This window comes from Pandoraea sp. B-6 (assembly GCF_000282835.1).
In the GTDB taxonomy this organism is placed as follows: Bacteria; Pseudomonadota; Gammaproteobacteria; order Burkholderiales; family Burkholderiaceae; genus Pandoraea; species Pandoraea cepalis.
Window position 1 is genome coordinate 122,214 of record NZ_KB290503.1, and the last position, 12,454, is coordinate 134,667.

A 12,454-nucleotide genomic window follows, 5' to 3' on the forward strand; every position below is an offset into this window, starting at 1 on the left:
TGGCGCGAAGAGGGGATGCCGCCGGTGACGGCCCACATGCCGACGGACCGGTAACGGCGCCTGACGCTGCCGTCACTCATGTCGGGGCAAGTTTTCGGATCTGCCCGATGGGCTTCGCGAGGAGGCTTTTGTTATGCTTGCGAACAGACTCGCTCAGCCGCCACGCCCGCATGCTCCACCTATTCTTTTCCAACCGGTTCACCACCCTTGAAGCCGCCCTGTTGCGCGATCTCGCCCAGGCGCCCAGCAGCACGGGGAAAGCCGGTAATCCGTTCGAGACGGAAACCATCGTCGTGCCAAGTGTGGCCGTGCGGCGCCGGCTCGAACTGGACTATGCCGATGTGTTCGGCGTGTGTGCCAACGTTCGTCTGACCTATCTCGCCCAGTGGCTGTGGGACATGGCGGGGCAACTGGTCACGGTGCCCGAGAGTTCGCCGTTTGCGCCGGACCGGCTTGTCTGGCCGCTGTATCAGTGCCTCGCCCAGCCGTGGGGGGACGCCTCGCCGCGACTGGCGGGTTATCTGACGGGCGCGGACGATGTCATGCGCTTCGAATTGGCCGACCGACTGGCGCATCTCTACGACCAATATCTGACCTATCGGCCGAACTGGCTTGAGCGGTGGCAATCCGGGGAGACGATCGCGCCGGGCGCCGCCACGGGCTGGGGTGAGACGCAGCGTGCCGACGAAGTGTGGCAGAGCGCCTTGTGGCGGCAGGTGTTGGCGCATCTGGAGATTCGCGAGCGTCACCCAACGTTGCGGGCCATCGACCGGATCGAGGCGTTGACGCCGCAGACGGTGCCTGCCGGATGGCCGTCACGCGTGTCGGTGTTCGCGCTGTCGTCGATGCCGCCGCTTTCGATGGCGCTGCTCAAGGCGATGTCTCGTCTGATCGAGGTGCACCTGTATGTCCTGAATCCGTGTGAGAGCTATTGGTTTGACATCGTGTCGCCGTCACGACTGTCGTATCTGGCGCGGCGCGATGGGGGGGCGCACCGGGAAGTGGGGCATCCGTTGCTCGCCGAATGGGGGCGCCAGACGCAGTCGCATATCGATGCGCTGTATGCCGACCTCGCACCGCAGGCGGTGGAGGACCGGGCGCTGTTCCAGCCCAATCCCGCACCGACGCTGCTCGCCGCCCTGCAAAACGGCATTCTCACGTTGGACGATGGCCGTCACGGCGCGCCCGATGGCGTGAGCGTCGACGGGTCGGTGCAGGTGCATGTGTGCCACAGCCTGGCGCGTCAGATCGAAGTGCTGCATGACCGGTTGTTGGCGTGCTTCGACGAGATTCCCGATTTGCGTCCCGATGATGTGCTCGTGACCGTGCCGGATCTGGGGCGCGCGGCCCCGCTGATCGACGCCGTGTTTGGTACCGCGACACCTCGCATTCCTTATCTGGTGACGGGGTTGCCGCCGACGCGGACCAACCCCGTCGCGCGGGCGTTCGCCGCCATCCTGGCCTTGGCGCAGCAGCGGGTGGCGGTGTCGAGTCTGGTGGAACTGGCACGCACGGAGGCCATCGCACAACGCTACGATCTCGGCGGCAATGCGCTCGACACCGTTCAAAACTGGTTGCATGCCGCCGGTGCACGACGCGGCTGGCGCGGTGATGCCCTGCTGCGGCTCGACGCGCCGCAGGCGTGCGCGCCGACCGGGGCCGATGTCTCGCCGGCGTTGGAGCGGCACACCCTGGGCGATGCGATGATGCGGCTGTTTCTCGGCTACGCCTTGCCTGATGACGCCTTGCCGGTCGACGATTGGCTACCGGTTGGGGGAATCGAGGGCGGCCGTGCCGAATGGCTCGGGCAGCTGGCGCGGCTCGTCGACGATCTCGATGCCACCGCCGTCACGCTGCAAACGATGCGCACGGGGCTCGCGTGGCGCGATCAGCTGCTGGCGATGCTGGAACAGTTCTTTTCCGACGAGCCTCGTTTTGCCGACGATGTTGCCGAGGTGCGCGTGGCCATCGAACAGATCGGCTCGGCTATCGCTGATGGAGCGCCCGAAGTGCGGGTACCGGTTGACGTGGTGGCGCGCGTGCTGGCCAATGCCCTCGACGATCCGACGCGTGGCGGCGTGCCATCGGGGCGTGTGACGTTTGCGGCGATCCCCAGCCTGCGCCTGCTGCCGTACCGCGTGGTGTGCATGATCGGCATGGACGACGGGGTGCTGCCGGGACGCGTGCGCGCCGACGAATTCGACCTCATGCGCGCGTTGCCGCAACGTGGCGATCGCCAGCGGCGCGACGACGAGCGCAATCTTTTCCTCGATCTGATGTTGAGTGCGCAGGACCGGTTCCTGATCACCTACACGGGCCGAAGCGTGCGCGATAATGCGCCGCTGCCGCCATCGACGGCTGTGGACGAATTGCTTGACTTCGCCGGGCAGTTGCTCGCACCGGTGTCCCAGGGGTACTGCCTCGACGATCAGCGCGAAGCCCGCGAGCGGCTTGCGGTGTCGCATCCGCTTCAACCGTTTTCTCCTGCGTATTTCGATGGGCACGACCCGTCGCTCTACAGCTACGACGTGGCCAATGCCGAGGCGGCGCAGCAATTCGCGGATCAACTGGCGTCCCCCACACCGAATGCCCGCGCCGCGCCATTCGTGCGTGAACCGTTGCCCGCTGTCGTACAAACCCATTTGACGTTGGACGACCTGCTGCGTTTCTGGCGTCATCCCGGCAGAGCGTGGGCGCGTGACCGGCTGGGACTCTCGCTCGGCGAACTGCTCACGGAGGTCGACGACGAAGAGCCGTTCATGCTCGACTGGGCCGGACGCGATGCGCTGGCGGCGCGTCTGCTGCCGCGCCTGATGCGCCACGACGCACGCGACGCCCGCGCGCATGCCGACGCCATTGAGCGTATTGCGAAGGTCAGTCACGAGTTGCCGGGCGGGGCGACCGGTGCCGTCTGGCGCCGCAGAGCGTTGGGCGGCCTGCGCGCGCTGGCGTCGCAGGTGCGAGACGCGCAGGCGGAAGGCACGCAGGAGCTGCTGGTGACGCTGCCTTTGACGCCGGCGCTGCCGCCGTCATGGCGCGAATCGACGCAGGCCGCCTGGCATGGCGATGCCACGTTGCGCGCAGCCTGCCTGTTGCAGGGACGCTTGGCCCCGGTGTCGCGCTATGGACTGGTCATGTATCGATTCGGCAGCCAGCGTCCGAGCGATCTGCTTGCCGCATGGCTGGCCCATCTGGCGCTTTGTGCGCATCTCCAGCAGCCCGAGCACGCAGGACTGGACGTAGCCGCCAGAACGCTCTGGTACGGCGAAGACGAGACATTCGCGTTGCGGCCGGTGGAAGACGCGGCGACGCTGTTGGGGCAATGGGTGGCGCTGTACCGCCTCGGGCAGACGCGGCCGTTGCCATTCTTTACGCGAAGCGCGTGGAAGTTGGCGAGTACCGGCAAGCCGGGCGAGGCGCAAGGTGCGTGGCTCGGTTCGGCATTCGCTCGGGGCGACGCGGACGACCCGTACACGCGACTGATCTGGCGCGGCGTGGACGATCCGCTGGCGCCGCCGTTCGATGCTCTCGCCAATCTACTGCTCGGCCCTCTGGTGCAACACCTTGACGTGGCGGAGGGCGCATGACGCAGCTCATCGACCTCGACGTCTTCAGTTGCGATCTCGACGGCGTTTGCCTGATCGAAGCGTCGGCCGGCACTGGCAAGACCTGGAACATCTGCGCGCTGTACGTGCGGTTGCTGCTCGAGAAGCGATTGACGGTCGAGCAGATTCTTGTCGTCACCTTCACCAACGCGGCCACGGCCGAGTTGCGTGAGCGGATTCGCGCGCGGCTGGCTGCGTTGGTGGCTGCGATGGCGCCGGTCTTCGAGGAGGAGGACGAGAACGACGATATCGTCGACTTCGATCCGGACGCCAGCGACGATCCGTTGTTCAACGTCATGATCGCGGGGTTGATCGAGCGCGGTGACATGACACCGAAGGCCATTCGCGATTGTTTGAAAACGGCATTGCGCGGCTTCGATCAGGCCTCGATTCACACCATTCACGGGTTTTGCCAACGTGCTCTGGCAGAGGTGCCGTTTGCGGCCGGATTGCCGTTCGCCTACGAGCTGGTGCCGGACGACAATGGCGTGCGTCACGATCTGGCGGTCGAATTCTGGCGGCGTGTGGTCGAACCGCTGGCTGCGCAGGACGACGGCTTCGCCGCGTGGCTGGTCGATGCGAAACGCTCGCCCGGCACGCTCACCGACCAGTTGGCGCGTCGGCTGAAGAAACCCATGTCGGAATTGCGCTGGCCGTCGGCGGTCGAGGCAGACGCTCAAGCGTCGTCGGACCCGGGATGGTTCGCGACCTACGCAGCGGCCTGCGAGTGCTGGGACGCCGAGGCCGTGGCAATTACCGATCTGATGCGCGCGGCGTTGCCGTCGTACAAGAAAAACATTTACGACGAGGTATCGCTTGCGCAAGCCGTATCGGCCTGGGCGCGCTATCTGGGCGCGCGCGATGCCGGGGCGCCGTTGAGTTCGAAGGCGGAATTGCTGACCACCACGCGCCTCGCCAAGGACATCAAAAAGGGCGAAACGCCGCCCGATCACCGGTTTTTCGGCATGGCCGATGCGCTGGTGCAAGCGCGCGCCGACGCGCACGAGCGTTACGCGATTCAGTGGCTGCGGATGCTGCGCGAGTGGCTGATGCAAGCCCCGGACCAGTTGGCGCTTCGCAAGCGCGAGTTGCGGGTGGTGTCGTTCGACGACCTGCTTGGCAATATTGCACGGGCACTGAACCAGCACCCCGATCTGGCCGAGGCCTTGCGCGAGCGATACCCCTGCGCACTGATCGACGAGTTCCAGGACACCGATCCGCTGCAGTTCGACATTTTCAGCGCCGTGTACGGTCGGCGGGAGACGGCCGCATCGAACGTCGGGCGGGGGCCGATGTTCATGGTGGGTGACCCGAAGCAGGCGATCTACAGCTTCCGGGCGGCGGATCTGCATACGTATCTGGCCGCGCGCGAGAACGCCGACGCGGCGTACACACTGGCGGTGAATCAACGCTCGACACCGGCCATCATCGAGGCGGGCAATCGCCTGTTCGGGGCCAACGACCGGGCGTTCGTGCTCGACGGGCTCGAGTCCCCGCCGGTGCGCCCGGGGGCGCGGCAGCGAGCGCCGTTCACCGACGCTCGCGAAGTGGCCGACTTCACTGTCTGGTGGCTTCCGGACGATGACGAGCCGCTGTCGAAGGACGACGCGCAGCAGGCGTGTGCGCGGGCGACGGCGGCCGAGGTGGCGCGCTTGCTCGCGGGCGCGGCGCGCGGTGACGTGCGCGTGGGCGAGCGACCGCTCGCGCCGGGCGATATTGCCGTGATCGTGCAGACGCACCGGCAGGGCGCGCTGATGAAATCGATGCTTGCCGAGCACGCGGTGGGCAGCGTGGAGCTGACGCAGGACTCGGTGTTTGCCAGTGACGAGGCACAAACGCTGTTGCGGGTGTTGCGTGCAGTGGAGTCTCCCGGCGACGTGCGGGCGCTGCGCGCTGCGCTGGCGACCGAGCTGTTCGGGCTCGATGCCACGGCGTTGTATCGCATGCAGACCAGCGAAGCCTCCGATGCCGAGGCGATCGCGTGGATCGAGCGACTACAACGCTATCGTCAGTTATGGATCGACCGCGGCTTCTCGGCGATGTGGCGCACGTTGATGCGCGAGTTGGGCCTCGCGGCACGTCTGGTCGCTCAGGCCGGCGGCGAGCGGCGTCTGACGAACTTCATGCACTTGGCAGAGCTTGCACAGGCCCGCTGGGCCGAGCAGCCCGGCATGCCGGCGCTGCTGCGCTGGCTGGCCTCGCAGCGCAATGCGAGCGGCGGTGAAGACGCGCAGTTGCGTCTCGAGTCGGATCAGAATCTGGTGCAGATCGTGACCGTTCACAAGTCGAAGGGGCTTGAGTATGGCGTGGTGTTCTGTCCGTTTCTTTGGGACGGCGCAGTGCGCGACGGTGGGCGTCTCGACGGACTCGAGTATCACGATGGTTCCACGGCCGTCATCGACTTCAGCGATGCGGCGGGCAAGGGGTCGCCCGCCGCCGCCGCGCTGCGGCAGGAGCAATCGGCAGAGCAGGCACGACTGCTGTACGTAGCGCTGACGCGCGCGGTCTACCGTTGCTACCTGGCGGCCGGCATTTATGCGTCACGACGCAGCGTGAAGGAAGCGTGCGGCGGCATGCTCAACTGGCTCGCGGCAGGGCAAGGCAATACGTTCGATACGTGGGTTTCGTCGACGCTCGATACCGACGAGCGGGTGGCCACGATCCGGTCGGCATGGAAGGCGCTGGTCGGTGGCCCACTGGCGGTGGTGCCGTTGCCAATGGGCGATGCGTTGGATGCCGACATGCGTGTCGTCCACGACGCGGCGCCGCAACTCACCCCGCGCGCGAGTGCTCGCGCGTTGCGCGAAGTCTGGCGGATCGGGAGCTTCTCGGGGCTGTTGGCGGGGATGCACGCCGGTCCGCAACTGGGCGGCGGTCAACTCAGTGCGCCGGAGCGTACGCGTCCCGATTACGACGCGCAGGCCAATGCCGGGCCGACGTTCGCCCTGCCGCCGGAGGGGGACGATGCCTGGCCGCCCGCCGATGACATTCTTCGTTTTCCGCGCGGACCGGCGGCCGGCGAGAGTTTGCACCGTGTGTTCGAACTGGCTGATTTTCAGGCGCGCGCGCAATGGCCACATGCGGTCGCTAGAGCCTTGCGCGAACGACCGCCCGGGCGCGGAGCCGAGCACAACGATACGTGGCGCGCCATGATGATGAGCATGCTGGCCGATACGCTCGCTACACCGTTGCGACCGGGTATGCAACTGGCTGACGTGGCGATGACCGAACGGCTCACCGAAATGGAATTCACGTATCCGGCCGATGCCGTGTCGCTCGAGGCGCTGCGCGGCGTGTTGCGCCAGTTCGGTTACCCGGACTTGCCGCTCGACGCCACGGTGCTGCGCGGCTACCTCAAGGGGTTCATCGATCTGGTGTTCCGGCACGGCGGCCAGTGGTGGATCCTCGACTGGAAGTCGAACTACCTCGGCACTGCCCCGGAAAACTACGGCGCCGACGGCCTGCGCGAAGCGATGGCCGAGCACGGCTATCACCTCCAATACCTCCTCTACACATTGGCGTTGCATCGCTACTTGCAACGCCGATTACCCGACTACCGATACGACCGCGATATGGGCGGCAGCCTCTACTTGTTTGTCCGGGGCGTTCGGCCCGACTGGGCGCGTGCGCATCTGGCCGGTGACGATGTGCCGGGTGTCTTCTTCGACAAGCCGTCGCGTGAGATGGTCGACGCGCTCGATCGGCTCTTCGCCTCGGGCGACAACGCTGCGCTGGCGCAAGCGTTGTCGCCGGACGTTCAAGGTGACGACGCGGGCGCTGCCGACCGGGAGGGCGCATGAGCGATCGACGAGATCGGGGGGACGTGGCCGGGGCACCGTTGGCCGACAGCGGCGTGGTGCGATTGGCGCAGGGGTTCGCGCGTCGAATGGCACTGCTCGCGCGCGGTCACGGGGCGGACGAGCCGACGTGCCGCTATGTGTGGCGTGCCGCCCTCGCGGTGAGCCTCGCCACGGCCGAGGGGCACGTCTGCGTGCCGCTCGATAACCTGCTCGACGGGCAAGCCAGCGGCGAACTGTTTCCGGGTGACGCCCCCGCCTTGTCCGTCTGGCGCGAGGCACTCTTTGCCAGCGGCTTGTGTGCCCCCGCCAGCTTGGCGCTGGCGCGCACCGACGACGTCCAGGCCGACGCCTTCCCGCTTTTGCTCGACGACCACGATCGCCTCTATCTCGCACGTTATTACAGCTATGAGGCGCGGTTGGCGACGGCGCTCGGACGTAAGTTGTCGCTGACCGAACGCACACCGGTCACCGCGGCGGATCGCGCTCGTCTGCATCGTTACTTTGGCGAAGGCGCGCTTGTGTCGTCCGACGGGCAGCAGGAACCGAACTGGCAGATGGCGGCGGCGGCGCTGGCGCTGCAACGCTCGTTGGTTGTGCTCAGCGGCGGTCCCGGCACCGGCAAGACGACTACCGTGGTGGGGTTGCTTGCCTGCCTGCTCGAGCGAGACGCCAACCTGCGCGTGGCGCTGGCCGCGCCCACGGGGAAGGCGGCGCAGCGCATGCAGGAGGCGTTGACGGCCCGTCGGGATCTCCCGGAAACGGTGCGCAGGGCATTGCCCGAGGCGGCGGTCACGTTGCATCGCCTGCTGGGTGTCTTGCCGGAGTCGGCCGAGCAAGCGGGGCGGCGTTTTCGACATCACGCGGCCAACCCGCTGCCCTACGATCTGATCGTCGTGGACGAGGCGTCGATGATCGATCTGTCGATGGCGACACAATTGCTCGAAGCCGTGCCGGAAAGCGCCCGCCTGATCCTGTTGGGCGACAAGGATCAGTTGGCGGCGGTTGAAGCGGGGGCCGTCTTCGGAGAGTTGAGCGCGCACCGCAGGTTCTCACCGGACATGCGTAGGCGATTATTGTCCGCGCTCGAATGGCCCGTCGATGCGCTGCCCCGGTCGGGACCGTTGGCGGCCGTCGTAGGGAACGGCGCGCCGGATGCGGCCGCAGGAAGCGCCCGAGTGTCGCAAGGGCTGGAAGACACCGTCGTCTGGTTGGAGCGAACTTATCGCTTTGGAGAGAATTCTGCGATTGGTCGCCTTGCAACCGCCATCAAGTCGGGCAAAGTGATTGAGGCGCGCAAGGCCTGCACCCTTGCGGACGACGGGGCGTTCGCCGGCATCGGTTCGACTTCAGCACCAGCGGCAAGCGACGCCGACCGCGTGATGTTCAGTGAGGACGGCGGCGTGCAGTTGTCGCCCGCCAGTCTGCACGCGCTGGCGGACGGGTATTCGGCCTATCTCGCCGCGCTGGCCGAAGCGGTCGCGACGATCGAGCAACTGGGCGATCCGGCGACGGTAACCGCCGCCGATGTCGCCATGGTCGCGCAGCCGGTATTTGCGGCGTTCGGTCAGTTTCGCGTGCTGTGCGCGACACGTGGCGGGCGACGCGGCGTCGAGTTGCTCGGCGCGCAACTGACGGCGGTACTCGCGCGTCGAGCCGGTATGGCGCTCGGGGCTGGCGGGGGCGCCTGGTTTGCCGGGCGCCCAGTGTTGGTCACGCAGAACGAATACGCGCTGAACCTGTTCAACGGCGACATTGGCATCGCGTTGCCGCTCGGGCCGTCCGGCACACTACGTGTCGCGTTTGCCACGCCGGATGGGGGATACCGCCTTTATTCCCCGGCCAGTCTGCCGGCGCACGAGACCGCATTTGCCATGACGATCCACAAGTCGCAGGGATCGGAATTCGAACGCGTGGCGATGGTGCTGCCAGAACAGGCGAGCCGAGTGCTGTCGAGGGAGCTGATCTATACGGGGGTGACGCGAGCGCGCCGTCAGGTATGGCTTTACGCGCCGTGGCAGGTCGTCGCGTCGGCCATCGCGCGGCCCACGCAGCGCGACGGCGGCTTGACCGACCGGTTGATGGAGGTGCTGGCTACGATGCCTCCTTCGGTGCCTGCGCCGCCGCTGCCGCGATAGCAGCCTCGGCCACCGAGCCCAGCCGCGTGACGAGCAACTGGTCGATCTTGTAGTTGTCGATGTCGACCACTTCGAACTTGTAGCCCGCGGCCTCGGTGGCTTCCGATTTCTTCGGAATGCGCTTGAGCTGATAGATCATGAATCCCGCAATGGTCTCGAACTCGCCTTCACCAGGAAGCTCGTCGATATCGAGTGCTTTCTTCACGTCTTCGACGGACGTGACACCGTCCACGAGCCATGAGTGCTCGTCGCGCTGCACGATCTGATCTTCGTCCGCCGGGTGAATCACGTTGCCCATGAGCGCGCCCACAATGTCGTTGAGCGTCACCACACCGACCACCAGACCGTATTCGTTGATGATGACGGCAAAGCCTTCGCGGGTTTCCTTGAAGCGGGCCAGCGCTTCCGAAAGATTCAGGGTGTCGGGGATCACCAGCAGCTTCTTCGCATACAGGCGGTCGAGATTGCGAATCACGCTCGACAGGTCTTCGCTCGCAATGCGCTGGAGCAAATCCTTCGAGTCGACGTAGCCGAGCACGTTGTCGATTTCGTCCCGGCACACGAGATACTTCGAATGCGGGCTTTGGATGATCTTTTCGCGAATACTGCGCTCGTCCTCGGCGATGGTGAAGTACACCACGTCGTCGCGAAAGGTCATGACCGAGCCGACGGTGCGCGATTCCAGCTCGAAAACGTTCTCGATCAAATGGAGTTCCTGCTTGCGCACCACGCCGGCTTGCGCGCCCGCGCCGACCATCGCCGCGACATCTTCGGACGTAATGTTCTCGATGGCATGCGTCGGCAGCTTGAACAGACGCAGAAACAGGTTCGCCACGCCGTTGAAGAGGTAGACGAGGGGCCGAAGCACCTTCAGGCACAGCAACATCGGATCAATGATGCCCATGGCAACGCGCTCGGGGTTGACCATTGCGAGACGCTTGGGAATCAGGTCGGCGAACTGAATGAAAGCGATCGTGATGAACAGGAACGAGCCAATGCCTGCCAGGCGCAACGCCAGCGCCTGATCGGTGAGCGGCGAGAGCCACGCGAACAGATAGCCGGTCAGGAAACTCTCGCCAAGCACGCCGCCGAGCACGGCGACCGCGTTCACGCCGATCTGCACAACGGTGAAGAAATTGCCTGGCTGCCCCTTGAGGGCGAGCACCTTGATTGCCTGCGGGTTTCCCTTTTCCATGAGCACGTGCAGCTTGGTGCGCTTGGCGGCGGTCAACGAGATTTCGGCGGCGGAGAAGAATGCGCTGGCCAGAACCAGCACGAAGATACTGAAAAGAAAGCCGTAACCACTCATGTTGTCATCCCTGTAAATGCGAAGGCGGGTACACAGCCGCAACGCTGGCCGGACCGATGAGCAAGGGAGCGGGTCCGGTGGGCAGGGAGACATTTCAAAACAAGCCCGGCGGGCCGTCATTTTGAGATGCCTTCAGGCGGGTGCGCGGAAGGCGCGTACCCGGTGCGGTGTCGTCTGCGAGCCAAAAATGCCGCCGACGCCATTTTTGCGGGCCGCGTCAGCCGCGTAGGCTGTGCCGCTGTCCGATAGCATGCCATAAGTTCGGGGCTTGCCGACACCCATGCCCCAACGATTGGGCGAGCGCTGGGGCGCCGCTGTCTACTTTCGGACGGTGGCTTGCGCGAGCTGCGCGACACCGTGTTCAGAACCGACAATGGGCGCACGCCGCCTCGGGCATCGTGAACTTCGCCGCGACACCTTGTCGAGGCCGTGGCGACCGGCCACGTATCTCCCTACTGAGGATCTCACGATGATGAACGGCATCCAGGCATTCCACTATTCGCCGGGGTTGGGCAACGTTGCGGCAGCAGCCCCCATTGCGCTGACGCCAGGAGCAGGGCTCGCCAACGCCGCCGGCATTCCGCTGGTGCGCATCGCCAACGCTCGCGCCGACAGCCTGACGCACCCTTGGACCGCGAGCGCGGTGCGTGCCGTGCCAGTATCCCGCGGCATGGACAAGGCCTTCGGCAGCGATTTCCTGGGCGCATCGGCGGAAATCGAGGCGTCGGGCGAAGTCGCTGCCGGACGGTTCATACCCGAGGGGGGCGGCATTGACAGCGGCGAACTGGCCGCACTTGCGCTCGACGTTCCCGCGAATGGTGCAACGCGTGGCGCGCAACCGGTCCTGAGCGCTTCCGCCGTGCAAACGCTTCATGTGTGCGCCAGTGCGCAGGACACCGGCACACGAGGCGTATCGCCGGACGGTCGCAATCATCCTGTGGTCATGCCAGACGGGCGCAGCGAGCGGGCACAGATCTGCCGGGAGATTGTGAGCGGCTCGCTGCTCGGCACGGGCGGTCGCAACGGAACGGTGGCGTTCGATACCCGTCGCGACAACGTGGCGACGATCGTCGCGGATACCGCGCGCCGATGGACGGGCAAGCCGGCGCTGGCAGGGAGAAAGGAGTGGTCGAAGGCGTGCGAGGAACTGGAGTCGCCCGCCACGTTCATCGGGAAAGTGAACGATCGGCTGCACCAGGGATCGCGGGTCCTGCCGTCGCGCGAGAGCACCGAATGGATGCTTCGCGTGGGGTTCGCCGACGGCTTGCCGATGCATCAGGCCATGGTGCGCGCCGATCTGCCGCCGTCCGTCGGACTGGGCACGGACGAGTGGATCAAACTCGCCCTCGGGGTAGAGCAACTGGGCGAGCGCCACTGGGCGCTTCGTCACACGGAGGTGATGAACGCGGCGGCGCTGCCCGCGACGAACACGAAGGCCTTCACGGCACTGGCGACGACGCTGTCGTCGCGGCCGCCGCATATCGCGACGCAGCGCCTGCGCAATCAACTGACGATGCGCGGTGTGCCGACGGTTCCGGCCAGCACCACGATCGACCCGTCTGCGCACGGCTAAGCGCGTTCGCCGCCTGATGGCCAGGCGTCATC

The 12,454-nt window shown here is 66.1% G+C and carries 5 protein-coding genes; 4 read left to right on the plus strand and 1 reads right to left on the minus strand.

The annotated features are described in order from the left end of the window. The first annotated feature begins 170 nt into the window (after positions 1–170). Genes recC through recD form a run of 3 tightly spaced genes read left to right on the plus strand, consistent with a single transcriptional unit; the run spans position 171 to position 9,540 of the window. Positions 171–3,587, plus strand: a complete 3,417-nt coding sequence (gene recC, locus A985_RS0107735; protein WP_017232832.1) for an exodeoxyribonuclease V subunit gamma — start codon at positions 171–173, stop codon at positions 3,585–3,587. Continuing rightward, positions 3,584–7,405 carry an exodeoxyribonuclease V subunit beta gene (gene recB / locus A985_RS24595; protein WP_017232833.1) on the plus strand — a complete coding sequence of 1,274 codons (3,822 nt, stop codon included), beginning with the start codon at positions 3,584–3,586 and terminating at the stop codon, positions 7,403–7,405. Before recC ends, recB begins: the two co-directional genes overlap by 4 nt. Then, entirely contained in the window at positions 7,402–9,540 is a 2,139-nt protein-coding gene (recD, locus tag A985_RS24600; RefSeq protein ID WP_083902228.1) for an exodeoxyribonuclease V subunit alpha, read from the plus strand. Before recB ends, recD begins: the two co-directional genes overlap by 4 nt. On the opposite strand, the gene A985_RS0107750 is transcribed toward recD, so the two are convergent. Continuing rightward, positions 9,497–10,849 (minus strand): hemolysin family protein, encoded by a 1,353-nt coding sequence (locus A985_RS0107750; RefSeq protein WP_017232835.1) that lies wholly within the window; start codon positions 10,847–10,849, stop codon positions 9,497–9,499. The genes recD and A985_RS0107750 overlap by 44 nt on opposite strands. 469 nt (positions 10,850–11,318) lie before the next feature. Here A985_RS0107750 and A985_RS0107755 point away from each other — a divergent pair, with 469 nt between their 5' ends. Next, the gene (locus tag A985_RS0107755) at positions 11,319–12,422 is read left to right on the plus strand and encodes a hypothetical protein (protein ID WP_017232836.1); all 1,104 of its coding nucleotides are present in this window, start codon (positions 11,319–11,321) and stop codon (positions 12,420–12,422) included. Positions 12,423–12,454: the final 32 nt, after the last annotated feature.